Origin of the sequence: Acetobacter estunensis, from assembly GCF_019083805.1 — a bacterium.
In the GTDB taxonomy this organism is placed as follows: Bacteria; Pseudomonadota; Alphaproteobacteria; order Acetobacterales; family Acetobacteraceae; genus Acetobacter; species Acetobacter estunensis_A.
In genome coordinates, this window is the sequence record NZ_JAHRDV010000003.1 from 76,525 (window position 1) to 102,611 (window position 26,087).

Here is a 26,087-nt window from a genome sequence, read left to right on the forward strand (position 1 = left end):
CGGTTATTACCACGATTTTCATATCCTGACCGTCGCATCATCGCGTGAATGCAACCCCCAAGCTTACTGTCTGATTAGTATACGTTCCACTACCAATGCCCGTCTCATTACCTTCTTCGCTTCCAGTTAACTTAGATTTACTTTTGGTATACATATATTTCAATGTCAGCTTGAAATCACGATTAAACTGCCAGTCCACACCAGCTCCTCCCCTGAATTGCACCTGCTGATGACCTGCACTCCCCGCCGATGCTCCAAACGAATCCGTGCGGGCAAACCCAACCTGGCCACTAAAAAAAACATCTCGTAATAATTCGCGCTCTTCCTCAAGCTGTACCGTGGAGACAATCTGATTACGTGAAAAGGCAGATGTTGGATCGAACAGTCCACGTTGGCCGGTCAGCGTAAACGTATCCAGTTTATCCGGCATCCAGATCACTTCCAGTTCTGCCGTTGGCGTGGTCAATGTACGCCCACCTCCACGCACGAAATGACGCGTTTCTGCTCCTATAAGTGCCCGATATTGCCACACGGCATCAGCTCGCAAATCCAAGCCAACAAATCCACCACCCGAGATATAATCGGCTGGATGGCCATCGCTAACGCTGACAAATTGAGCTTCCGAAGTGCGGATAATGCCAAGCAATGCGTTTCCCTTGGATATCTCGTATCGGAGTTGAAGCATCTGGGTTTCCAACTGATGGCTCAAAGAATGCGTATTACGCCCAGCAGTAGGAATGGAACCTGCGGCCTCACCAAAAGAAAAATCGTCGTAGGCGACGCTCGGTATCAGCGCTATCCGCGTCCAATTCTTTCGATAACTTAATCGCGCATCATCTACAACATAAGGAACTGGGTATCCAACTCCGAAATTTCCTAATTGAGTCGCAGATAGATGCTTGACCGCATGGCTATAGCCTGCGGACAGCGTATCATGTCCGAGGTTCAACCCTCCCCCGGCTGCAACATTCCAATCTGTGTAGCCAGCTTCGGACAAAGATGGATAATATTTATTATTTATTGGATAGGCAGTATTTTTTACAGACGCCGACACACCAAAAGAATGCCGACTCCAATTTGAATTCAGACCCAATCCGGCCATCGAATCAAGCTCGAGACCTCCAGTATGGCTAGCTCCAAGGATACTGCCATTATACCCAACCTTCTGGGAAACACTTGGATGAAAAATAAAAGACCCTACATTTATTCCAGCATGAGGCTGCCGCAATACCTCACGCAATGACACAATGCCCGTAGAGTCGGCTGAATACCCTGGAAGTTCACTCGGGAAAGACTGGGTAATCAGCTGCGCATAAGCAGGCGATCCAAGTTCCCCTGAGCCGACCACACCACAGAACATCAGAAATAGTCGCGCCTTTTCTCTCCTTAGATCAAGAAATGGCTTCCCACTTTTCATGGTCACGCGAAGTCACCATTCATGGGATGGCTCTTTCCCTGTCATGCAGAACTTCATCGTACACCTGCGCATAACGCCCAGCGACATCCTTCCAATCGTAAATGCGCGAACCCTGCGCCGCCTGCGTCCGAAGACCGGTCAAACCCGCCTCCTGCAAGGCTTCCATCCGAGATGCCGTTTGTGCCAGATCACCACCCTCACTCAGCAACCCAACACCCGTCTGAGTCACAAGACGGCGGAAAGGCGGAATGGTGGAAAGCACCGGCACCAACCCCGCCGACATACCTTCGACAGCGGCAAGCCCGAAGCCTTCATGCTCAGACAGGCTCGCGAACCACGAAGCCTGACTCATCGCATCACGAAGTTGACCATCCGAAGGCTCGACCAGAAACGTAACAGCACTCTCCATACCGAAATGATGTGCCTGCTTCTGTAATTCAGCGACAGAAATTTCAGCCGGACGACCAGCAATAATAAGGCGCCATTCCGGATTGCATTTCCGAAGAGCAGCGAGAAGCGGAAACAGCAAATCCAGTCTTTTATGTGGAGAAAACCGTCCAAAAGAAATCAATGTACGACAAGGATGTGGCGATGACGCATCCAGAAACTTGTCCTGATTGATCCCATTCTCGATCGTCACCAGTTTCCCATGCGCCACGTCTGCAAACAGCTTCGCATCATTTTCACTGCAAGCCACGACTTTGGCATACGCGCGGATACTCGCGCGTGTGATTGTGGAAAACCATATCTTCTTAAGCTCTGAATACGCTCCGCTGTGGAAAAACCCTCCATGTGTGGAGACGATCAGAGGCTTACGATGAAGAGGCTTCGTCCACGCCAGATAATCGAAAAAAAAGTCGATGGCATGGACATGAATCAGGTCCGCATCCCGGCAATGCCACAGAACGGAGGGAGCCAGAGGGTAACGCGTGGACCCACGCCATGGCAGACGTGTCACAGGAATACCTTCGACAGCATCACGAGGCGGCAGAATGCCCTCTCGATTGAACACACGATTGAGCGTGACAACCCGCGCATTTAATCCGAATTGCCGCCTTTGTTCCAAGGCCAGATTCAGGACAGAATCTTCCAGCCCCCCAACCGAAGGGCTGAACTGCCTCACCACATGGACGATATTCACGCGAGCACCTTTTTCACTCATTCATTGCTTAGTCAGAAGATGCGTCTCGCTGCGCGTCAGAGGAACACCGCCCAACAGGTTTGCAGATTTCACTTCAGCGCCCGTCACCACGATCCCCGCCATCCGAGCGCCATAAACACGCAAACGCTCTAGACAGGCCGCCATAATGGTACGAGACGTACGTCCCCATCGGCACACAAAAACCGTCTGATCGGAAACTGAAGCCATCACCAATCCGTCCAAGGCAAGGGCCAATGGCGGCGTGACAAGCAGGATCATGCGATATTCCTGAGAGAGATCGCGCAGAAGATCGCGGATCTGGAGAACTTCCGCAGCATCGAAAGCGCTAACCCGCGCCTCCCCTGCCCCCATCACATCTACCCCCAAAGCCGGGTCACGCTCAATGACATCTCGCGCCATGGCTCTGCGAGCCAGCACATCGGAAAATCCGCGCACATTCTTTTCTCGCACGTCATGCCGCCGAGGATCGACATTTATGATGAGCGTCTTCTGACCGCAGGCGTCCAAAGATCCGCCCAGCAACGCGGCCAGTGTCATTTTTCCATCGCCCGGCGCAGCCGAGACAAGACTCACAACACCCGTTTCCCCATAGCGCCGATCACCCGGCAACAGCGCCAATTGCGCAGAGATTCCTCTTACTGTTTCCGCTACCTGCGAAAACGGTTGCGCCATGACAGGATTGATCACGCCTTTGCCCAGCTGGCCGAAATGCGGCAGCACCGCAAGAAGTGGCAATCCATCAAAATTGCGCAGTTCATCCATATCCACGAAACTTGGCGACAAGGCCACCTTCATGACTATGGCTGATACACCGGCGACCATCGCCAGCACGATGACACCCATCATCAGTTTTTTACGGTTGGGAAACGTGGGGGCTGCCGGCACGGCCGCATGGGAAACAAATGTTACAGGCGGCTGTAGCAATGCCACACGGTCCGTCAGTTGTTTGGCACGATCCAGAAACGCCTCATACACACTCCGGGCGCTCTGCGATTCCTGCTCCAGCGTTCGATATTCCGCCTGCGCGCCGCTCTGACCGGCCGACTGTCCACGAAGACGATTGAGTTGCGCCGTCAGGGCATCCACATCTGCTCGGGCCGCCACAACCTCACCACTCATGGAGGTCAGGGCTCGTCGTGTCTCAATATTCAATGTCGTGCGAGCTTGAGATATCTGCTGATTCAGCGACCGCACATCAGGATGATTGGGACCAAGAGATCCAAGCTTCTCGGCTCGCTGCGTTTCCGCCTGCATCAAATTACTCGCCGCAGCAACAAGAAGAGGCTGTTCGGCAAGCGAGATCATAGCCGATGCATCGCCTGCCTGCATGGCCGCTTTCAACGCCATGGCCTTTGCCTGCGCCGAAGCATAACGGCTCTGGGCCTGTCCAAGACTGGTCGCCATATCGGCAATCTGCCGCTCCACCAGCGGCGATCCACCTTCCGTGTTGGTCAGTCCATGCTGAACATTGTAACCACTCGTGGTGCGTTCAGCGTCCAGCCACCGCTCACGAAGAGCAGCCGTCCGTTCATCGAGCCAGTCGGCTTCTTTCTGCAGATTGCTACGCTGCTGCGCGAGAGCAACCGCCTGATAATTTGTCACAAGGGCATTCGTCAGCGCAGCCGCACGCTCACCGGTGTCGGCCTTTACGCTCAAGGTGATAATCCGCGAATGGGGCTGAGGTTCCGCCGTCACGCTCCCAAGAAGGGCGTCAATCTGTCGGTCGAGTTCTCCGGCGCTGTTGCTCGCTGCCTCCGATGCCACGGGGCATACTGAGTGCACCCCGTGTTCACACAGAAAACGCCGCCATCCCTGCCCATGCTGAGGCGATGGCGGTGGTGGATATTGCCTGAGCACACGGGCCGCGACATCGCGCGAGGTCATGAGTTCCGCCTGCGTCGCGAGTTCATCGTCTTCAAGCGCCGTATTACTGTCTGACGATTGGCTCAGCGGATCGACCATATGGGTCGTCACGACCACCGTGGCCGTCGCCATGAAAGAGCGCTTTAGCGTCATCACCATCGCGGTTCCCAGAACGAGAACCAAAAGCGATACGACCAGGAACAGCTTGCGATACCGCAAACCGATTCCCAGATAGCGCCGAACCAGAACATATGCGCCCGTTTCAGGTGGAGGCGAGGGCACCACCCTGTTTATGGGAACTTCCAGAGCATGATCAGACATTTCCGCCCTCTCCCATCGGGGAATGCAGCATCTCTGTTGGCATTAACGCGCCTTCCTTCCCAGCAACATTCCCAGTTTCCAGCGCAGCACATACAACCCAAAAAGCGGCAGACCAATCAGATAGCGCTTCCATAAACGCTGCGGCTCACGACTCAGTCGCACAAGCCATTCCAGTCCGGCGTTTGCCACCCACATTGGCGGACGACTGACACGTCCAGCCGCATGATCGACCAGCGCACCCGCCGTAATCGCCACGACAGGAGGCAGCCGATTCCAGTTGTCCCATAACCAGCGTTCCTGCCTCGGCATACCCATATTGAGCAGCAGGATCGAAGGACGTGCTTTTACGATAGCTTTGACCACCGCTTCCGATTCCGGCGATCCAGCCGTAGCATCGAAGAAACCGTGCTGACAGCCTGCCGTCCGACAACCATACTTTACAGAAAACGCCTCGGCTGCCTCCTGCACCACGCCGTCCGCACCTCCAAGCCAGAAAACCGAAGCCTCTTCCCCCAGAGCCTCCAGAACATTTCCGACCCATTCGGGAGGCGTCGTGCGATGCAGTGAACGGCCCGTCAGAAAACGTGACGCAAGCTGCACGCCCGCACCGTCACAGAAAGCGATCTCCGCCTGTCGAAACAACATCCGCAGCCACGGCAATCTCTGAGATAATGTGACGCAGTGCGCGTTCGCGTTAATCACCCGCGCGCCTTTTCCGGCCTTTACCAGATCGACCAGAATCCGGACGATCTCTTCGCGCGGAATATCAAGAAGCGGCAACCCCATAACGTTAACCACGGGAAATGAATATCCATCCACCTCACGGGCAAACGCTTGCGCCTTGTCGTCAGAATGCATGGCGGCTGAATACCTCTCTCACCACGGTCAAAATCATGATCTTGAGATCGAACAGAATGGACCAGCGGCGAATGTATTCGAGATCCAGATTCACGCGCTTCTCAAGATCTTCAAGCGTCACCAGTTCACCTCGTGCACCATTGATCTGAGCCCAACCCGTGATCCCCGGTTTCACGTGATAACGCAGCACATATTCCGCAAGCGCGTCATCCAGAAGAAGACCGCCAGCCCGCGTCTGCGGCGCATGTGGGCGTGGCCCGACAAGCGACATTTCGCCCTTAAGCACATTAAACAACTGTGGAATTTCGTCGATGCTGAGTTTACGAAGCCATTTTCCCACCCGCGTGACCCGTGGATCGTCCCGACTGGTTTGCTTGGCCGCACCCAGATCAGCCTGATTCGCGTACATCGAACGGAACTTATAGACGAGAAACTCTCGTCCATTCTTGCCGATACGTGGCTGACGAAAAAACACAGGCCCACGTGAATCCAGTCGGATGAGCAGCGCAACCAATATCAGGAAGGGTGACAGAAAGATCAGGGCGAATATCCCAAGAACGATATCCAGCACCCGCTTTTCAAAGTTTTGCGTTTCCGTCAGTGGGCGTCTCTGGAGCACCAGCAACGTGTTTGGCCCCAGAAATTCCTGCGGCAAAGCCTGATCGATGCCCGTCACCATATTCGGCGTCACGTAGATATCACAGGCTACCGAACGCAAGGCAAAACAGGTGCGGCGCACCACATCTTCCTGAACCGTTGCCTCGGGAAAAGCGAGGATAATGGCATGAAGAGATTCATGACGACTTCTCTGCACCAGAGCCTGAAGAGACCCTTTCACCGCGTCATCGGCAGAAGCCTCGCTGTCCGGAAAGACCCCAAACAGACCATAGGTGTGGCCCGCATCGTGCGAAATGCGCTCCGCCAGTTCAGAAGCAAGATCCCCTTCTCCCACAATGGCGATCTTGCGACGCAAACCGGCAATCACGGAAGGCTGATACAAAAAGAAAGTTAACCCTCCCCGCGCGATGAGAAGCGGCACCATGACCGCCAGCAACCATATTCCCGTCAGCCGCACGGATTGGATCACCGGCATTTCAAGCACTGCGCACAATAAGACATGCGCACAGGCTGCCGCCAGAACTGGCGGCACGAGATAGCGACACTGAGCTTTCAGTCGACGCACTTTCGGAAAAGCAAGCAAAGTGCGCTTCTTGGGAAACAGCAGGAAGACCAGCACCGCCACAAGATCGGCAGCACCCATCGCTTCTGCCATCTGCCGCGTCAGTCCGGAGCATTCCAGAAAATGAGCAAACCCGCTCCCCAATGCCACGCCTGCCAGATCCATCCAGGCAATAATCGCAGCCAGCAGAGTGTGGAGATATGGATAAGGCTCCTGCAACAATTGCCGTCGCACGGGCTGCATAAGCAGACCCATCTGGCCACTCTCGGCCAACAGTTCCTCGTGGGTATGTCCGGTGGCCCCAGACCGGTCGATCATGCTTACACTCTCCACCACGTTCGGCGCGTCCAGCCACCGTCCGTTCCCTGCCCACGCATACAAGGGAATCTCGTTGATGCGGCCACGTGGCCACGTCCCATCACAAAACGGAAGAGATTTTTCACACTCTTCCTACCGTTCGGCATCCGGAACCGCGCGGCACATTTGGTTAAGACATGATAAACGCCCAATTGCGAACCAGTCGAGAACCCAGATCATAAAAAAACCGGGAATCCCCAAAGGGAAACCCGGCTTCTCTGCGTTTCGATGGCTGTTATGCAACCATCGGATACAATTCCATTTTTTCAGACGATCAGGACGCCTCAACCCCCATACGCGTCTCATCCACGAACTTCTCGGTGGCATCGTCCAGCGCCCGGGAGCGACGCCCCTTGGGATCATGCACGTAAAGATCACGCGCATTGATCTTGTCCACGGCGTCCGGCTGAATCGGCATTTCATATTTTGGCCGACGCATATGGTCGTCAAGCTGCAACTTGGGATTGAAAACAGAGTTGAACTTCCAGAGCATTTTCACAAAGTTCGTCTGCCCTTTCATCAGCAGACGAGTGGAAATCCCCACCGTATCCCACAAGGCCCGCAGCCCCATGTGCTTGGTGTTGAGCACCTGCTGAGTCTTCACCAGTTCTTCATAAAACTCGGGAAGCGAAAGCTTGGTCGGCAGCACCGCATGCTGGATATCGAACAGGCGATAATCGCGCGTCGTCAGACGCCGCGCTTCCTTGTGCCAAATTTCGGTACCCGGATAAGGCGTCGTTACAGAAATATTGACGATGTCCGGAATCTCCAGACACCACTGCCGCACCGCCTCGAAACGCTCCTTGCTCCATGAAGGATCGGCGATGATGTTGATCGCCACCATCAACCCCAGCGAGCGAGCGTATTCCAGCGCTTCGAAATTCTTGTCCAGCGATACGCGCTTGCGGAACTGCTTCAGCCCCTCTTCATCCACAGCCTCAAGACCGATGAAGATGTAGCTCAGCCCGATTTCGCTCCACTCCTTGAAGACCTCCTTGTTGCGCATCAGCACATCCGCGCGGGTCTCAAGGTAATATTCCTTCTTGATGCCACGCTTGCGGATTTCCCGCGCGATGGCCATGCCATGCTCGGCGTGAACGAACGCGACATCATCGACGATGAAGATGCCCGGCTCCTTGAGCGCCTCCAGTTCATCCGCAATGGTCTCAGCACTCGCGGTGCGATAGGACCGACCGTAGAACGTCCAGGCGCTGCAGAACGTGCAATCCCATGGACAGCCACGCGCAAATTCAATGGACGCCGCCGGGTCCAGCGTGCCGATGAAGTATTTATTGCGATGACGGAGCAGATCGCGCGCCGGTCGCACCGTATCGAGACTCTTGACGAACTCGGGCTCCGGTCCCTCGAAGTCCATAGTAACCACGCCCGGGACCTTCGAGATGTCGCCATCCTGCCAGCCGTTCAGAAGCGGGCCGATGCTGGGCTCACCTTCACCGCGCAGAATGCAGTCGATCGCCCCATCACCAAGCGTCAGAACATCCTTGGCGATGAAAGACACCGAATGACCGCCCACGACCGTCAGGCAACCCGGAAGACGCTGCTTGGTCTCCTTGCACAGATCCACGATCTCGGGGACGTTCGCCAAATAATTGCCCGAGAAGCAGATGGCGTCGGGGCGAAACTCCTGAACGATCTCCCAGTAGTCCTTGTGGGTCTCGACCTGAAGATCGATGAGTCGCACGTCATGACCCGCATCACGCGCCGCACCCGCGACAAGCTCGAGTCCCAAAGGCTCCAGTCGCAGGAACACCTTTGTGTACATCAGCGCGCTCGGATGCACGGCCAGGAGTTTCATTGCATTACCCCGTCAAACGATCTCGAAAAATGACTGCCCAACCTACAAGGGTCGGCGCACATGTCACCCATTTTCACCGGATGGCACCTATTCCCCACCGAGGCCAGTACCGGCCTCGGGCGCACGAGCCGCCTTCGGGGACGCTTTTCCATAGGACACTTCCGTATCTGGGGTAACATTCGACCCCGGCTTGGGAAGCGCATTATCCGTACGCGGTGCGGGTTCATAGCCAGCCGCGACATCCTTAACGGGCGGCTTGCTGTAATCCGCATCCCGCTCGCGTCGCGCTTCGGCTTCCGCCGCTTCGGGAAAATTGCGACCCGGGCGCTCATACGGAACATCGATATTGTCCCCAGCGCGTGGATCGGTGCCTGACATGCCGCACGCCGTCAGTTCCAGCGCCGCAATGGTGACAAAAACGACTCCACGCGCCGATCCACGGCGCACGTCCGGCACCACCTTTCTCTTCAGCCCGCGAGAGCGCGCGCTTCCTCGGGCAGCATGACCGGAATTCCATCGCGAATCGGGAACGCCAGCGCCGCCCGCTCACTGATGAGTTCCTGTGCCTCACGATCATAAATCAGCGGCCCTTTCGTTACCGGACACACCAGCAGGGAAAGCAGACGCGGATCGAGAGGGGCTGAAGTCATTGGTCTTTGCTCCGGCAGAAGGAGAGGAGAAGAAAAGGAAGACGCTTCATGCTCACGAAGGCGGTCCATCGTCCAGCGTCGGATCGGACAGATCGAGCAGCGATTGCAGCACACGGGCACGATCCGTCAGCGTATCCGCCTCCAGAAGCGCCTGTTTTTCCGGCGAGGGAAAGGGACAGATCATGGGAAGAGCAATCAGAAGCGCGTCATCTTCCAGCCGATCGATCACTTCCCAGCGCACTCCCATCCCACGCAACTGAAAATATGTCCGCAACGAGGCCATCATATGCTCACGGTCGAACGGTGCTGGAGGAAGTTCGCTCAGATCGCCCGCATAGGCCGATGCATCGATCCGCGCCCGACGATAGCCCCGTCGCTCCCCACTCTCGCGGAGATAGCGAAAACGGGAAATACCCGTAAGCGTGATGGCAAACGTCCCGTCCATTCGTTCCGAAAAGGACGTGATTCGCCCCAGCGTGCCCACCTCAAAAAGTGGAAGAGGCCCGGTCTCCTCCTCGTCCTCTTCACCGTCTCCGAAGGGCTGGATAACGCCGATCAACCGCTCCCCTGCCAGAGCGTCCTCAACCAGCGCCACGTAACGCGGCTCGAACACGTTGAGCGGCAGCTTTCCCCGCGGAAGGAGCAAAGTTCCCACCAGTGGAAACAGCCCTACCTCCGCCGGAAGGTCCGCCAGCGTCACATCGGCAAGACGGGGCACCAGACGCGGAACATCATCTTCAAAAAAGGCTTGGGTCAGACTCATCTCGCCTCAGGCGAACAGAAAAGACGACAGGCGACGACGCGCCTGCAATGTCGCCGGATCGTCATGGCCCCATGCCTCGAAGAACTTGAACAGAAGCTGCTTCGCCGCACCCTCATTCCAGCTCTGGTCCCTCTTGATGATGGCCAGAAGCTCGTTCGCCGCTTCCTCATGATGCCCGGCCACATTGAGCGCATTGGCCAGATCGTAACGAGCCTGAAAATCATCAGGATTGGCTTTGATGCGATGACGCAGTGCGTCCGCCTCACCCGCCACCTGCCGACCTTCGCGCTTGAGTTCCAGAGCAGCCCGGGCTCCCTCGACTTCAGGATGGGTCGCGATCGCCTTGGGCACATCGGCCAGCGCGTCGGCTGCCGCTTCTTCGTTGTCGAGTGCCAACATGGCGCGAATCAGACCGCCCCATGCCGCCGGGTTCTCCGGCTCATCCTCCAGCACGGCCGAGCACAATTCGGCCGCCCGCGCCGGCTGCTGTGTCTCCATGGCCACATGTGCTTCCGCCAGCATGTCGGCGCTCGGCATCGCGCCACCGCCCGCTGCCTTGAGCACTCTCTCCACGAACTGCTTTATCTGACTTTCCGGCTGCGCCCCCTGAAACAGGTCCAGAATCTGTCCTTTCCAGAAAGCCGCCACCATCGGAATGGACTGAAGCGGCAGACCGGCCTGCACAAGCTGCGCTGCCAGCGCACGGTTCGCCTCGATGTCGATCTTGACCAGACGCACGCGCCCTTTGGCCGCGTTCACCACCCGTTCCAGAACGGGCGCGAGCTGCTTGCAGGGACCGCACCAATCCGCCCAGAAATCTACGAGCACCGGAACCTTGCGGCTGGTCTCGATCACCGCCTGCACAAAATTGGCTTCGCTGCCGTCCATGACGATATCACCGCTTACCGCCCCACTTCCGGGCTGTGCGGGAGATTTCTGGCCGATCATGTAGTCCATTGTCTGAAATCCTGCCTTATGTGCCCGTCCGCACCGGACCGGAATCTCTCTCCGGTCTAGCGCAGGGGAACATGAATACAAACCTGCGGCCTCGCCTCTTGGAGCAATCCGGGAGAGGAGTCCTTTTCCCTACAATTGGGAACGAGGTTCTTCTCGCGCAACATTAACTCTTGGCACGACGGGGCGGAATCAGTTCCTTCTCGGGGTAGAGACAGTCCTGCACGGCCGCGCACCGCCAGCATTCGGGACGGCGCGCCTTGCACACATAGCGCCCCTGCAGAATCAACCAGTGATGGGACTCCCGCAGCATGTCCTTGGGAACGCGCGCCTCCAGCGCGTGCTCGACGGCAACCACGTTCTTTCCGCGTGCCAGCCCCGTCCGGTTGGCCAACCGAAAGCAGTGCGTGTCCACCGGCACGGCAGGCAATCGGAACGCGACGTTGAGGATCACATTGGCCGTCTTGCGCCCTACCCCCGGCAGCGCTTCCAGCGCCTCCCGGTCCGCAGGCACTTCTCCTCCATGCCGCTCGACGAGAGCCTGAGACATTGCCACGAGATTGCGGGCCTTGTTCCGCCACAAGCCGATGGTGCGGATGTATTCCGCCACTTTTTCCTCGCCCAGCGCCGCCATTTCCGCCGGACCGGGCGCTGCTTTGAACAGCGCGGGCGTCACCTTGTTGACTGACGCATCGGTCGCCTGTGCGGCGAGCGCGGTCGCTACCAGAAGCTGATAGGGCGTGTTGAAGACAAGCTCCGTCTCGGCATCCGGCCACGAGCGGGCCAGATCGGAGAGAAACCGCCGGATTTCAGGTTTCGTCATGTCACGCGGCGCAATGGCCGTGCCATTGGGGAGGCGCGGAATGTCGCCGTCCACATGAGAAGCGGAAGAGGTCATGAAGGAACTGTCCTCCATGCCCGCCTCAAGGTCAAAGGGTGGGACCGAAAATCATCCCATCCCCGCTTTCAGGCGGCCCGCTTCCTCACATCGTCCGAGATGTCCGCACGCGCCCCACAGGATTGTCCACGGAAGTGCTCACAAAATTGTGGATAACCTGAAGCACCCCATTCAGCGCGTGAGGACGTTTCCAGAAACGGCTGGAGTGGTCGTGCTCGATAGGGACGGTGCCGGCATCCGCGTCAGATCCACATCTGAGGGATGCGGCGTCGTATCAATGCCGCCCACCGGCTTGGGATGACGCAGCCCTTCATACTGTAATGGCTTGAAAGGCCGGATGTCCTTTTCGCGCGGCAGTTGTGTCTGCGACCACCCGCCGCCGAGTGCTGTAATCAGTTCCACGACCGACTGCTTTTGCTGCGTCACGACCTGCACATAGGCAATCCGTGCCGTCAGCGCCGCTTCCTGCGCCACCACGACATCGAGATAGTTCGTCAGACCGCCCGTATAGAGTTCCATCGTCATGGTCTGCGTTCGCAGAGCAGCATCCACAGCCGCTTTCTCCTGCGCCGAAGCCGTGCGCAGACGATTCACATTCGTCAGACCGTCTTCCACTTCCTGAAAGGCGGACAGCACCGTGGACCGATAATGATCCTCGGCCTCCCGATACTGGGACCATGACCGCTGAAGCTCGGCGCGACGTATGCCCGCCTGAAAGAGCGGGAGCGCTGCCTGTGCGCCGAACTGATAAAGCGAGTTGTAGAGAGAGGCGAGATCGAACCCGTTATCCATGAAGCCGGTCGCGGCATTGAACGTCACATGCGGATAGAACGCCGCGCGTGACACACCGATGGCCCGGTTGGCCTGCGCCATCGCACGCTCGGACGCCGCGATATCGGGACGACGCTCCAGCAGTGTGGACGGCAGGCCCGCGGCAGGCTGCACATCCGCCATTCCGAACGCCTGCCGGGGCGCGATGTGAAAAGCGGCTGGCGCAGTGTTCGTCAAGGCAGCGAGCGCGTGCTCCATCACATCTCGACTGGCAAGAATCTGGGTCTCTTTCGCCCGCGTCGCCTCAAGCTGGGCTTCGGCGCGCGACACATCGATCCCTGCCGAGATGGCGCCGGCCAGTCGCATCTGCGTGATGTGGACCGCTAACTCATAGTAGCGGATCGAGTCCCGATAGACCGCATCCTGTTCATCAAAGCCCCGCAGCGCGATGTAGTCCCGCGCCACTTCCGATTCCAGCGACAATCGGGCCACAGCATATTCCGCAGCACTCTGCTGGGCAGACTGCTTGGCCATGCGCGTGCGGTTACGAATGGCGTCCCAGAAATCCGGCTCCCACGTGGCCGCTGCCTGATACTGCTCGGACGACATGTACATCGGGCCGGTCGAACCCGCTCCACGCCACAGGCGATGCGCGGAAGATTTGTATTTCTCGCCGCCCGCCTGACCGTTGATCTGCGGGTAGAGATGCGCCGCTATCTGGGCCGCAACATCCCGCGCCTGCGTGAAGGATTCGGCTGTTGCCTGAAGGTCGGGATTGGACGCGAGCGCCTTGTCTTCCAGCGCGTCCAGTTGCGGATCGTGGAAATCCTTCCACCAGTCCGCGCGCGGTGCGGCGTCATCAGGATGCCCGTAGCGAATGACGCCCTGACCTTTCCAGTCCGGTGGGAAAGCAAACTGCGCCGGCTTGTAACGCGGCGCCATGTCGCAGCCAACAAGGGCTACGGAAAGACACAGCGCCGCAGCTCCATGAAGAACGCGATGCACGCCCTTCATGAATGACCACCGGGATCGGCCACGGGTGCGTTTCCCCCTTCGGGCATGGCACGCACATCATCATTATCGGCGGCGCCGCTGTGCTCATCACGCGCCGCGCCGGTCTTGGCTTTCGCTGCGTGTTCGGACAGCATGTTATAACCGGGCGTTCCCTTCACGATCCGGACCTCATCCCCATCCAGCAGGCCGGCGGAGGGATTGTTGATGATTCGGTCGGTGGGCTTCACACCTGAGAGTATCTGGAGCGTTTTGCCCAGAAGCGTGCCCACCTTCACCGGCACCAGATGCACGTGATTGGTAGAATCCACCACTGCCACCTCCGTGCCTTCCGCGCGGAAGATGATGGCGCCCTGCGGCAGGATCAGGATGTTGGGATCGCCCGCCGCCTCGAAATGCGCGATGGCGAACGAATTCGGCCACAGCTCGCCGGTCGGATTGTCCACCATCAACTCGGTCGTGACCGTGCGTGTGTCTGGATTGAAGGCGCTTGCCGTTGCCAGATACCGCGCCTTGAACGTCCGGGATGGGAACTGCGGCAGCGAAAGCGTGGCCTTGAGGTCGGGCGCGATGATGTCGGAATAGTCCTGCGGAACCGAGACGAACACGCGCATGGCGTGCGTGTCGGCCACGCTGAACAACTCCGTCGCATTACCGCGTGAGCCAACGTCACCGCGTCCGGCGTTCACATAGTCGCCCACATCCGCCATGCGGGCCGTGACCACGCCATCGAAAGGAGCGATGATCCGCTTGAAGCCTTCCAGCGCCTGAAACCGCTCCATCTCATGGCGGGCGGCCTCTACCTGTGCCTGCTCGGCTTCGGCATTGGCCGCCTGCACATCCACTTCCTGTTGCGAGACAGCCTGCGTGCCCTCCAGCGCTTTCCAGCGCTTGGCGGTGATACGCGCCAGCTTGTAGCGGGCTACGGCCACATCGAGATTGGCCTTGGCCGCAGCGTATTGCGCGTCCAGCCCCGGTGTGTCGATTTCGGCCAGAACATCGCCCGCATGGACCTGCGCGCCGATATCCTTGTACCACATCTTCACGTAGCCCGAGACCTGCGCGTAGATCGGCGCGAGATACCATGCGGAGATATTGGCGGGCAGATCCAGTGTACGGCGCGCCGGGCCGGGTGCCGGACTGATGACCTGCACATGCGGCATGGCCGCTTCGGTGGTCTGGCGCGCAAGATGCACATAATGCGCTTTGCGTTCGATGATGCCCCATGCCGCAAGGCCAACCGCCCCGATCACAACGATCGTGGTGATCAACCGAAAGCGCGAACGGCTCCTGTGCGGCGGCTGCCCGTCCTGTCCACCCACAGTTCCATGAGCGGCTGGACGCTCTGTCATCTCGCCGTTCATGAAGCTTCTCCTTCGTTGGCATGGCGCGCCTTACGGCCATGAATCATCGCAAACACACAAGGCACGAACAGCAGCGTGGCGACAGTTGCTACCAACAGACCGCCCATGACGGCCCGGCCCAGCGGCGCATTCTGCGAGTTACTCATCGACATCGGCAGCATGCCCACAATCATGGCCGACGCCGTCATCAGCACGGGACGGATACGCTCGAACCCCGCATCCAGCGCGGCCCGCACGGCATCGCCATGCCGCGCCAGTTCATCTCGCGCGAATGACACGACCAGAATGGAGTTCGCCGTCGCTGTGCCCATGCACATGACGGCGCCCGTAAGTGCCGGCACCGACAGGGCCGTGTGCGTCAGGAACAATGCCCAGGCAATGCCGCCCAACGCGCCCGGCAGCGCTGTGATAATGATGAACGGGTCCAGCCACGACTGAAAGTTGACCACGATCAGCAGGAAGACCAGCAGGACCGACATCGCAAGCCCACCGATCAGCTCGGCATAGGCCGTGTTCATGGTCACGCCCTGCCCGCGCACGGCCATGGAGGTGCCGTGCGGCAGATTGCCCCGTTCCTCATCCACGATGCGCCCGACCTGACGCGCCACGGTGCCAAGATCGATGCCCTCGTTCATGGCGTAGATATTGAAGGCAGGCATGATGTTGTAGTGCGAAATCTCGGCAGGCGTGCCCACCGCGCCAATCTTGCTTAAGCCCCCCAGAAGCTGCGGGATCTGCCCGGTCGGGTTGCCATCGCCCTTGTCGATGGGCAGCGTCTCAAGATTGTTGAGCGTCTGAAGGTAGTAAGCCGGCGTCTGGATATCGACCAGATGGGACACACCCGTCTTGGTGTCGAGCCAGTACACCTGCCCCACCTGCGAACTGCCCGAAAGGGCGACCAGCATGTTGCCCGCGACATCCGCTTCCGTGATGCCCGTGCCCAGCGCGAAGCTACGTCCGGTCGTGACCGTCAGCGTCGGCGCGGTCATGGGCTCCTGCACCACCACATCGGCAATGCCCGGCACACGACGCAACCGCGAAACCAGCCGGTTGGCGAAGGCGAAATTGTCCTTGAGGTCACGCCCGATCACCTGAACATCCAGAGGCGCCGGGCTGCCGAAGTTCAGGATCTTGGCCGTGAGGTCAGCAGGCTGGAACGTGATCTGCGTGCCCGGGAAGCTCAGGGCCAACCCTTTGCGGAGAATGTGCCGGAACTTCGCTACCGGCGCCGCCGCGTTCTTGAGCGAAATTGTCAGATCGCAATCTTCCGTGCCCACTGTAGGTGTAGGGATGAACGCCTGATTGAGCGTACTGACCGGCAGACCGCAGTTGGCCACCACCGATTCCACTTCTCCGGGAAGAAGCTGATGGATCCGGCGCTCCACAAGCTGGGTGATCTTGCCAGATTCCTCCAGCCGCGTGCCGATGGGCGCGCGCATATGCAGCGCCAGCGCATCGGAGTTGATCTCAGGAAAGAAATCCTGCCCCACGAAGAACAGCAGGCCGAGTGAACTCACCGCCGCCAGCAGGAAGGCGCCAATAAAAGCGCCCCGCATACCGATGAAGCGATCCAGCACTTCGCGGTAAGCGTGACGGAAACGCTCGAACTTCGCCTCGAAACCGCGTTGAAACCGCCCGAAGAACGATTTCGGCTCTCCGCCATGTCCATGCACCTGAGCGGCCAGCATGTATTTCGCCATGGTGGGCACCAGTGTCCGCGACAGGACGAAAGACGCGATCATCGCAAAGATGATGGCCTCTGCCATGGGCCGGAACAGCCAGCCTGCCACACCGCTCAACTGGAACAGCGGCATCCACACGATGCAGATGCACAGCGTGGAGACAAACGTGGCGGTGACGATCTGATTGGCGGCGTCGATGATCGCCTGCTCCAGATCCTTCTCCATCGCCAGATGGGCGTCGATGTTCTCGATCATGACCGTGGCGTCATCGACGAGAATACCCACAGCCAGCGCCAGACCGCCCAGTGTCATCACGTTGATGGTCTGCCCGGCCCAGCCAAGCCCGATGATCGAGCATAGCATGGCCAGCGGAATCGAAGTGGCGATGATGACGGTCGAACGCCACGAGCCGAGGAACAGCAACACCACGAGTCCCGTCAGACACGCCGCCGTGGCCATCTCCTGCACCACGTCGCGCACGGATTCCTTCACGAAGCCGGACGCATCCCCGATGATCTTGATGCTCACGCCATCGGGGAGTGTCTTCACCACATTGGGCAGCACCTTCTTCACGCCCGCGACCACATCGAGGGTAGAAGCGTTACCGGCCTTGAGAATGACGATCAGGACGCCTTGCTGCCCTTTCACAAGCACAAGGTTGGTCTGTGGAGGGCCGCCCTGATGCACCCACGCGACATCGCGCAGATAGATGACGGAATTGCCCACCTGCTTGATCGGGATACTGTTGAAACTGTCGATCTCGCGCGGGGATGCGTTGGTCTGCACCATCCAGTCGAACGTGCCGATACGCTGATCACCGGCTGGCAACACAATGTTCTGACGCCCGAGCGCTGCCGAAACATCCGAGGGCGAGAGCTTGTGAGCCAGCAGCTTGGTCGGATCGAGATCGACCATCACGTTACCAAGCTGACCGCCATACGGGTTGGGAATGGCCGCGCCCGCCACCGACACCAGCGCCGGTCGGACAAGGTTGGAAGCCATGTCATAGATCTGAGACGCCGTCATGTTGTTTGACGACACCTGAAGCGTCAGCACCGGTACGGATGACGCGTCATACGTCAGAATCAACGGCGGCGTACTGCCAGTGGGCATCTGCTTGATGACCGTCTGGGAGACCGAGGTGATCTGCGTCTGCGCAACCGATGGATCGGTGCCGGGCTGGAAGAACACCTTCACCAGCCCGCGTCCGTAATAGGACTGGCTTTCGATATGTTCGATGTTGCTGACGGTGGCTGTCAGCGCGCGCTCATAATAATAGATCACGCGGCCCGACATGTCCTCGGGCATCAGTCCGTCATAGGTCCAGATAGCCGCGACGACGGGAATCTTGATGCTGGGAAACACGTCTGTCGGCGTGGATACGATGGCTTTTATGCCAAACACCACGATGAGAATCGACAGGACCACAAATGTGTAGGGCCGCTTGAGGGCTACAAGGACGATCTCATTCATACGGGACCGACCTCTGGCCGGTCACACGAAAGCAACAGGAACATGACAGTCATGCGACCTGTCTAAACAGGGAATGGGCGACAAGCCAACCTGAAACCGGCATGAAAATCACAAGTTTTGAAACATTCAACATCGTGTAACCGTTCGTTACATGGTGTTTTTCTTCCTATCTCCCGACAAAGGAGTCCTCCATCGTGACACCCGACATCCATGTAAAACGTGTGTACGACCCGGCGTCTCCCGATGACGGACAGCGCATTCTCGTGGACCGCCTCTGGCCGCGCGGCCTCAGCCGCGAAAAAGCCGCTCTCACCGCATGGGACAAGGAGATCGCCCCCTCCACTGCTCTGCGGCAGTGGTTTGCGCACGATCCGGCAAAATGGGGAGAATTCACCTCGCGCTACCGCACCGAACTTGCCGCGAACACACAGGCCGTGGAGGAACTGCTCGCCCGTGCGCAAGAGGGGCGTGTGACGCTGCTGTTCGGCGCTCGCGACACGCAGCACAATGAAGCCATCGTGCTGGCTGACTGGCTACGCTCACACCTCAGCCGCACAAAATGAAGTAAGCGCGCTCTTCAGAGTTGGGGGGCAGAGAACGTATCGCACTGGTGAATATCACCCGATGCCAGTCCACGCCGGAACCAGCCCACACGCTGGGCCGAGGTGCCATGTGTGAAGCTGTCCGGCACCACCCGCCCCTGCATCTCCTTCTGGAGCCGGTCATCGCCCACGGCGGCGGCTGCATTGATGCCTTCCTCGATATCGCCCGTCTCAAGAATACGTTTGGCGTCATCGGCGCGCTTGGCCCACACGCCAGCAAAACAGTCAGCCTGAAGCTCGGTGCGCACTGACAGGCCGCCTGCACCATTCTCGGCTTCCTGCGTGCGCAGATGCGCCACCCGGTCCATGATGCCCAGTTCGTTCTGGACATGATGTCCAACCTCGTGCGCGATCACATAGGCCCGCGCGAAATCTCCCCCCGCACCCAAGCGGTTCTGAAGCTCCTGAAAGAACGCAAGATCGAGATACACTTTCTGATCCGTCGGGCAGTAGAACGGCCCCACGGATGTCTGGGCGTAACCGCAGGCGGAATTCACGCCACCACTGAACAGCACCAGATGCGGCTCGTGATATGTCCGCCCCATAGCCTGAAAGTAGGTTGTCCAGACGTCCTCGGTGGACGCCAGCACGCGACCGATGAACTGCTTGCCTGCATCGTCCTGCGCAGTGGGAGCCTGCGCCGTCACCTGCGGCGAAGAGCTTCCACCCCCTTCAAGCAGGTTGAACACCACCTGAGGATCGACGCCGAAATACAGTGCGCCGAGAATGAGCAGCACGCCCCCGATGCCGCCAATCTTCAGAGGACGCCCGCCTCCTCCGCCCGAGCCACGCTGATCCTCGATATTGGAGCTTTCGCGTTCGTCATTCAGGCGCATCGTGAGGGCTTCCGTGTCATGTTTCTTTCATCGTGCGTATCACGCTCATGCACGACAAGAAATATGGTTACGGGCCGCTACAGCAACGTCTCCGGGTCGCTGCCTTCTTCCGCAGGCTCACCGGAGTCCAGACTGCGCAACTGCCGCGCCATCACGCGGGTGCGGCGACGAGCATCCTCAATGGTCGTGGACATGGCGTGCGCGTTGCGTGAGAGCTTATCCAGCACGCCGTCCATCTTGAGCATTTCCTGACGCGTGGCCCCCAGAAGCCGCGCAATGGTGTCCGTGCGCTCTTCAAGCGAGAGCGTGACATAGCCCAGATGGATGGTGCGCAGCAGCGCGGGCATGAGCGACGGCCCCATGATGAGCACGCGACACGTGCGCCCGATCTCATCGATCAGTCCCGGCGCACGGGCAATCTCGGTATAGAGACCATCGGTGGGGAGATAGAGAACGGCAAACTCCACTGTCTCTGGCGGCACGATATATTTGGACGTGATCTTGCGCGCTTCCATCCGCAAGGCGGTCTCCAACGCCCGCCGCGCAGCTTTCTCACCGTCCTTGTCATCATTGGCGCAGGCATCGAGAAGGCGCTCATAGGCTTCGGTCGGAAACTTGCTGTCGATGGCCAGCACAGGCGGATGCGATCCGCGCACAGGCATCTTCACGGCAAACTCGACCACCTCGCCCCCACGCCCGAGACGACAGTTCGTCTCCCATGTTCCCGGCGGCAGCACATCCTCCAGAATGGCGCGCAACTGCGCCTCGCCCCAGCCGCCACGGGTTTTCACATTGCCGAACAGCCGCTTGAGGTCTCCGATCTGCGCCGTCATAGCCGATACCTCGCCCATGGCCTTCTGCATGGCGGAAAACTGCTCCAGAACCCGCTGGAACGAGGTCTGCATCTGCTTTTCCACCGCCGCGTGAAGCTGCTCGGTCACGGCACCACGGATGGCAGCAAGCTGCTGGGCCGAAGTCGTCGCCATTTCCCGCAACGCCTCGGACTGCGCGGCCCGAGATTCCGCCTGTTCACGTCCGATCTGCCCTGACATCTGCCCCAGCCGCTCGGACATCTCCACGCGCATCTGCTCGACACGTCCGATCAGCGCACGCTCCATCTCGACCTGCCGCGCCTGCTGACGGTCCAGCTCCGACTGTCTCAGACTGCCCTCGCGCTCGACCAGCACATACAGCCGCGCGAGCAGATCGCTGTCATCGGCGCCTCCTCCACCCGAACGGCGCAGAAGAAGCAGCACGAGCAGGCCGACCACGATCGCAAGCCCCACAAACAGAATGATGCTTTCGAAGGATGTCATGCCGTTCATGCGCTGCCGTCGCCCTGTCCCACTCTGGCCATGGACAATCCGCCGCGTGGCCGCCGCCTGCTCATCGGACAGGAGCAGACATGAGACAAGAGGCGCCCGTCAAAAGACGTGAATGAGGCTTTCTCCTTTGTCCGCTTCCCACAGTCTGGAAAGAGGCCGTTCCTCTCTGTGGCGTGGCGGTAACACAGGAGAAAAGAGTGGGAGTGAGCCCGAACTGTGACCGATCCGTCACGTTGAGCGAATGGCCCTTCACCACACGCTTTTGCGAAGTGACGAATCATGAAATAGCAGCAAAATAATGAGTAACTGATATGCCATGAATGAATAAGTCAGGCGCATGTCCGGCCTCCACCAACAAAAAGAACAGAGACCGATCGCATGAACACGTCGTCCCCAGTGGCTTTCTCCTGCCGCCGTTCCGTCCGTCCGTTCCTTCTCTCCAGTGTCATCGCCGGTCTGCCCGTCCTGCTTCTGGACGTACCCGCCCGTGCCGACACCGCGCCAAATGCCAACATTCATCACTATCCGCAGACGCCGGAGGAATACCGTCCCTCCGCGGCTACGGCTTCCTCACCCGTGAAACCACCCAGAAAAGGGTTCTGGGACAACACCCGACTGCTTCCACCACTGGAATCCCGTCCGGAATCGTATGCCCAGCCGCAAAACCTCGCGCTGCCAGCCCAAACGCCCGCGTCCCTCCTGCATCAGGGGCAATGGGGTATCTTCAACTCCAACACCGGAGCGGCCTCCGGTTGGGGAACGGTCGGCTATTACGCCGTCTCGCGGTGGGCGGAAGACTGGTCCAACCTGCGCGATCCCAAGAACCGCATCGACATCATGGACCCGGTCAAATACATCCCGCTCAACGACAGCGGTTCGATTTATCTGACGTTCAGCGGCAACTTCCGTCAGCACAATTTCTACGATCAGCGAGCGGGCTTCGGACAAACCAAGAAAGACCCGGCCTATCGCCAGAACCTACGCTGGAATCTCGGCGCCGATCTGCATCTGGGCCAACATGTGCGCCTGTATGGCGAACTGATGAGCGGTCAGGCTGGTGGCGTGAACTATTACGGCTACAACAATGGACGGTGGCGCAACAATCTCGACGCGCAGCAGGCGTTCGTCGAGTTCAAAGGACGGCTGCTGCACGCCAATATGGGTGTGATAGTCGGGCGCATGACTTTCCTCGATGCCCCACCGTGGTTCACGGCCGGATCGGTCTATCCCTCCATCCCGTTCTCATGGAACGGCATCCGCGCCTATTCTTTCTGGAAGAATTTCCGCGCGGATTTCTTCGATCTGACGCTCACCAACTGGTCCACGGCCAATGTGCCGTTCCACAATCAGGTAGGCTACAAAACCCGCATGTTCGGCGCCTATACTTCCTATGCCGCGCCGTCTTTCAAGTTCCTCGGCAAGAAAAGTCAGGTCTTCATCGACACCTATTATATTGGCTTTCTGCTGGCCTCAGCACCCATCGCTGGACAAACTGGCACCATTGCCGGATCGACGCGCCGCGACATGCCGGGCATGCGTGTGTGGGGTAATGCAGGCCCGATCGAGTTCTCGCTCGGTGGCGCGTGGCAGGGCGGTTATTTCAATACGGCGAAAAACGGTCCCTCGCGCCCCGTCAGCGCCTACGCTTTCACCTCTCAGGTCGCATGGCGCTTCGCCAAATGGTGGGGACGTCCGGCTCTTGGCATGCAGGCCGATATTTTCTCTGGCGGCAACTACAACAAAAGCTCCACCGGAAGCTGGGGCAGCTTCATGACGCCTTTCGTGCCTAGTGCCTACTACCTCGACATAAGCACCTATCTGGGCGACCAGAACCTGATCGATGTCGGCCCGATGGTGACGCTCACTCCCACGCCCAACACCACGCTCATCATGAAAGTGCCTGTCGTATGGCGCGCCAGCACCAATGATGCGCTCTATGCTTCCGGCACGGCCGCCTACGGGCTGCGCCCACATGGCGGCTACACAGCCACTCTTCCTCAGGCGAGCTTCACATGGCGCGCCACGCGCCACATCACATTCAGCATCGACGGTGAATACATCTTTGCGTCCAAATCAATGATCAACGCCGGCGCATCCTCGGGCGCCTATGTGCAGAGCAACCTCGAACTGACGTTCTGAAAGCTGTCGGGACTGTGGCGAAGGTTTCCACCTTCTGCCACGGATCTCTATCATTCCAGCCCCGTACTATTTTATTCCAGAAGCTCCGCCAACATCTCCACCACCTGAGTCATATCGTAAGGCTTGCGCAACACAGGTATGGGGCCGAACTCCGACAAAACGGACGCGGCTCCTCCGTATCCAGTGGCAAACGCGAACGGCACGCCTGTCTTTTCAAGTGCGTGCGCAACCGGCAGGGATGACTGCCCACGCACATTAACATCAAGCAAAGCAACGTCGAGCGGATCTGTGCCTATGGTATCCAGAGCTTCCCGTATTGATGACACCGCCCGTACGGCAGCGACCTGACAGACTTCAAGCGTTTCTTCCACTTCCATCGCAACCAGAAACTCGTCTTCCACCACCAGAACACGCTTTCCACTCAATACAATTTCCGGTGTGCGCTTTTCGCCCACATCTGCCCTTGATGGGGCGTCTCCTTTCTCAGGTGGCGCGATTGGAACTGCGGCTGCCACATTAGCGGGAAGATGCACCTCCACGATCAATCCTTCCGGCTCGAACCGGCGAGCTGTGCGTCCGCCCAGATCGTGCGCGATGGCACGGTTCATCAACAGCGTACCAAAGCCCGACCGTGCAGGCTCCTGCACAGGTGGACCACCGCTTTCCTGCCACAGAATGCTCCATTCCCGTTTTTCTGCGTCATGCGTCCATGTCACTGCAACCCGTCCATCCGGAACGGACAAAGCGCCGTATTTGGCAGCATTCGTCACCAATTCATGGAGCAATAAAGTCAGAAACGTCGTGGCTCTATCCGTCAGTGGCAGGTCCGGACCATCGAGTTGCATGCGATCGGATTCCCCCACATACGGTGCGAGTTCGATCGTCAATATCTCCCGCAGATCCGTGTTCTGTTCGGGGTTCATCATCTGGTCATGCGCTTCGGCCAATGAACGCAGACGGCCTTGCAACTGCACGACATCCTCCATCGTGCAACTGCCACTTGCCACCACATGCGACACAAGCGACTGCACCACGGAGAGAATGTTCTTCACACGATGATCCAACTCGCTGCTGATCATGCGCTGCATGGCTTCGCCCCGCGCCCGCTCACGCAACTTCTGCTGATGTGAAACAGCCATAAGCTCCATCAGCGCCGTGCGAAGTTCAGAGGCCAGTTCAAGATCATCTTCTGACCATGCCACGCTGCGCTTTCGCACTTCTTCTTTCCATATCTCGAAACTACGACGCGGCGTGAGCCGCATTCCGCTTGGACCAGTGGTATAGGTTTTCTCCGGATCACCACCCCACACTACAGTGCGGATCGCTTCCTGCCGGAAAAGAATGAGGTAGGCCTGCGCATCGGGAAGGATGGGAATAACCAGAGCGCCCGCGACCTCACCCACCTGCCGTTCCAAATCGGGGGAGGCCGCACTCAGATGATCACATGCCCATATCTGATGATGTCCCTGCTGCCTTGCCGAGGCGAGGATCCGCCCTGCCACGTCCTCAGACACAGCCAGCCCTGACGTCGTCCACCGCCCTTCTGTCCACACGCCGCCGCCGTTGCAGGGAATAAGGTGCAGAAGGGCCGCCAGATGCCGATGCACATAGGACGCAATGTCCGAAACGCCCTTTGCGTCATGCAGAAACTGCGAAAGAAATGTATCCGCTTTCGCGCGGAGCGCCAGCCGGCGGGCGCGCACAAGAGCTACGATTTGAAGAGAGGCGATCTCTCCCAACATTTTGGCTGCAATACGTTCACCCATCGACAGCCGCTTTGGGCTATAGTGATGGCAAGCAATCAATCCCCACAGCTTCCCATCGACGATAAGCGAGATCGACATGGATGCTCGCACGCCCATGTTGGTCAGATATTCGCAATGGATAGGCGAGACAGCCCGCAGATGCATGAACGACATGTCCAGCGGCGCACGACCATCCTCCTCCACAAGCGGGATCGGCTCATAGGCCACATCGCCGATCACCCGGATGAGCGAGCGCCTGTATAGTTCACGAGCCTGAGCGGGGATGTCGCTGCTGGGAAAATGCTGCCCGAGAAAGCTCTCCAGCTCGATCGCCCGCTCTTCCACCACCACTTCACCTGACCAATCCGGCGCAAAGCGGTAGATCATCACGCGATCATAGCCGAAAGCGCGGCTCAGTTCAGAGGCCGCAACCCGAAGCAGGGCGAGAATGTCGGAATGATTCCGCAACCGCTCCACCGCTGTGCGCAGACGCGTGAGCAGATGCAGAACCGTCAGAGGATCGGCGCTGACCGGCTCGCATTCCACCACGATATCCTGCCCGGACCGATGCACCACCATGTCACGCCGCAGACCGCCTGGAAACACGACGTCAAAACGTATGGCCGGATGTCCGAATGCCTCACGATTGGAAAGTGCCAGGATCGTTGCGGCAACATCGCTACCAACGCATTCTTCCAGCGACATTCCCAAATACAGGCGCAAGCACCCCATATCGGTTTCCGCATTGACGGAATATCGCACGAGCTGATGCTTACCGACAGAAAATGCCAGCATGCACCCGCCCGGCTGAAGGCACGAAGGGATATGGATGGGCTCGCGATCACAGGTCGTCAGGTCGGCCTGCCCAAAAATTACAGGATCAACCTGCGTATCCGTCAT

At 58.7% G+C, this 26,087-nt stretch carries 19 protein-coding genes; 2 read left to right on the top strand and 17 right to left on the bottom strand.

Features of this window, described 5'->3' with window-relative positions; genetic code table 11:
- Positions 1-37 precede the first annotated feature (37 nt).
- From KUA11_RS05120 to KUA11_RS05185, 14 genes are all read right to left on the bottom strand, one after another.
- Entirely contained in the window at positions 38-1,417 is a 1,380-nt protein-coding gene (locus tag KUA11_RS05120; protein ID WP_254454717.1) for an outer membrane beta-barrel protein, read from the bottom strand.
- A gap of 19 nt (positions 1,418-1,436) precedes the next feature.
- Positions 1,437-2,558, bottom strand: a complete 1,122-nt coding sequence (locus KUA11_RS05125) for a glycosyltransferase family 4 protein (RefSeq protein ID WP_368040934.1) — start codon at positions 2,556-2,558, stop codon at positions 1,437-1,439.
- 21 nt (positions 2,559-2,579) lie between these two features.
- On the bottom strand, positions 2,580-4,763 hold the full coding sequence (locus tag KUA11_RS05130; RefSeq protein WP_254454692.1) for a GumC family protein: 2,184 nt from the start codon (positions 4,761-4,763) through the stop codon (positions 2,580-2,582).
- Positions 4,764-4,805: 42 nt separating this feature from the next.
- On the bottom strand, positions 4,806-5,621 hold the full coding sequence (locus KUA11_RS05135) for a WecB/TagA/CpsF family glycosyltransferase (RefSeq protein WP_217409300.1): 816 nt from the start codon (positions 5,619-5,621) through the stop codon (positions 4,806-4,808).
- Complete coding sequence (locus KUA11_RS05140) at positions 5,611-7,119, bottom strand: exopolysaccharide biosynthesis polyprenyl glycosylphosphotransferase (RefSeq protein WP_254454693.1); 1,509 nt, start codon at positions 7,117-7,119, stop codon at positions 5,611-5,613. Before KUA11_RS05140 ends, KUA11_RS05135 begins: the two co-directional genes overlap by 11 nt.
- A 313-nt stretch (positions 7,120-7,432) precedes the next feature.
- Positions 7,433-8,974 (bottom strand): hopanoid C-3 methylase HpnR, encoded by a 1,542-nt coding sequence (hpnR, locus tag KUA11_RS05145; protein ID WP_217409301.1) that lies wholly within the window; start codon positions 8,972-8,974, stop codon positions 7,433-7,435.
- Between the two features lie 87 nt (positions 8,975-9,061).
- Positions 9,062-9,421, bottom strand: a complete 360-nt coding sequence (locus KUA11_RS05150) for a hypothetical protein (protein ID WP_368040935.1) — start codon at positions 9,419-9,421, stop codon at positions 9,062-9,064.
- Between the two features lie 20 nt (positions 9,422-9,441).
- Positions 9,442-9,624, bottom strand: a complete 183-nt coding sequence (locus tag KUA11_RS05155; RefSeq protein WP_217409302.1) for a Trm112 family protein — start codon at positions 9,622-9,624, stop codon at positions 9,442-9,444.
- Positions 9,625-9,676: 52 nt separating this feature from the next.
- The gene (locus KUA11_RS05160; protein ID WP_217409303.1) at positions 9,677-10,387 is read right to left on the bottom strand and encodes an LON peptidase substrate-binding domain-containing protein; all 711 of its coding nucleotides are present in this window, start codon (positions 10,385-10,387) and stop codon (positions 9,677-9,679) included.
- Positions 10,388-10,393: 6 nt separating this feature from the next.
- On the bottom strand, positions 10,394-11,344 hold the full coding sequence (locus KUA11_RS05165; protein ID WP_217409304.1) for a tetratricopeptide repeat protein: 951 nt from the start codon (positions 11,342-11,344) through the stop codon (positions 10,394-10,396).
- Positions 11,345-11,507: 163 nt separating this feature from the next.
- Complete coding sequence (nth, locus tag KUA11_RS05170; protein ID WP_254454694.1) at positions 11,508-12,239, bottom strand: endonuclease III; 732 nt, start codon at positions 12,237-12,239, stop codon at positions 11,508-11,510.
- 171 nt (positions 12,240-12,410) lie between these two features.
- Positions 12,411-14,024 (bottom strand): efflux transporter outer membrane subunit, encoded by a 1,614-nt coding sequence (locus KUA11_RS05175; RefSeq protein WP_217409306.1) that lies wholly within the window; start codon positions 14,022-14,024, stop codon positions 12,411-12,413.
- Positions 14,021-15,373, bottom strand: a complete 1,353-nt coding sequence (locus tag KUA11_RS05180) for an efflux RND transporter periplasmic adaptor subunit (RefSeq protein ID WP_217409490.1) — start codon at positions 15,371-15,373, stop codon at positions 14,021-14,023. Before KUA11_RS05180 ends, KUA11_RS05175 begins: the two co-directional genes overlap by 4 nt.
- Before the next feature lie 8 nt (positions 15,374-15,381).
- Positions 15,382-18,540 (bottom strand): efflux RND transporter permease subunit, encoded by a 3,159-nt coding sequence (locus KUA11_RS05185; protein WP_217409307.1) that lies wholly within the window; start codon positions 18,538-18,540, stop codon positions 15,382-15,384.
- A gap of 194 nt (positions 18,541-18,734) precedes the next feature.
- On the opposite strand from KUA11_RS05185, the gene KUA11_RS05190 reads away from it, so the two are divergent.
- Positions 18,735-19,103, top strand: coding sequence for a DUF488 domain-containing protein (locus KUA11_RS05190; RefSeq protein WP_217409308.1), 369 nt, complete (start codon positions 18,735-18,737; stop codon positions 19,101-19,103).
- A gap of 14 nt (positions 19,104-19,117) precedes the next feature.
- Here KUA11_RS05190 and ypfJ read toward each other — a convergent pair whose 3' ends face one another.
- Positions 19,118-19,978: a KPN_02809 family neutral zinc metallopeptidase gene (ypfJ, locus tag KUA11_RS05195; protein ID WP_217409309.1), complete on the bottom strand. Its 861-nt coding sequence runs from the start codon at positions 19,976-19,978 to the stop codon at positions 19,118-19,120.
- 77 nt (positions 19,979-20,055) lie between these two features.
- Entirely contained in the window at positions 20,056-21,303 is a 1,248-nt protein-coding gene (locus KUA11_RS05200; RefSeq protein WP_217409310.1) for a DNA recombination protein RmuC, read from the bottom strand.
- Positions 21,304-21,681: 378 nt separating this feature from the next.
- Between KUA11_RS05200 and KUA11_RS05205 the strand changes: the two genes are divergently transcribed.
- Complete coding sequence (locus tag KUA11_RS05205) at positions 21,682-23,442, top strand: alginate export family protein (RefSeq protein WP_217409311.1); 1,761 nt, start codon at positions 21,682-21,684, stop codon at positions 23,440-23,442.
- 71 nt (positions 23,443-23,513) lie between these two features.
- Here KUA11_RS05205 and KUA11_RS05210 read toward each other — a convergent pair whose 3' ends face one another.
- Positions 23,514-26,087, bottom strand: coding sequence for an HWE histidine kinase domain-containing protein (locus KUA11_RS05210; protein ID WP_217409313.1), 2,574 nt, complete (start codon positions 26,085-26,087; stop codon positions 23,514-23,516).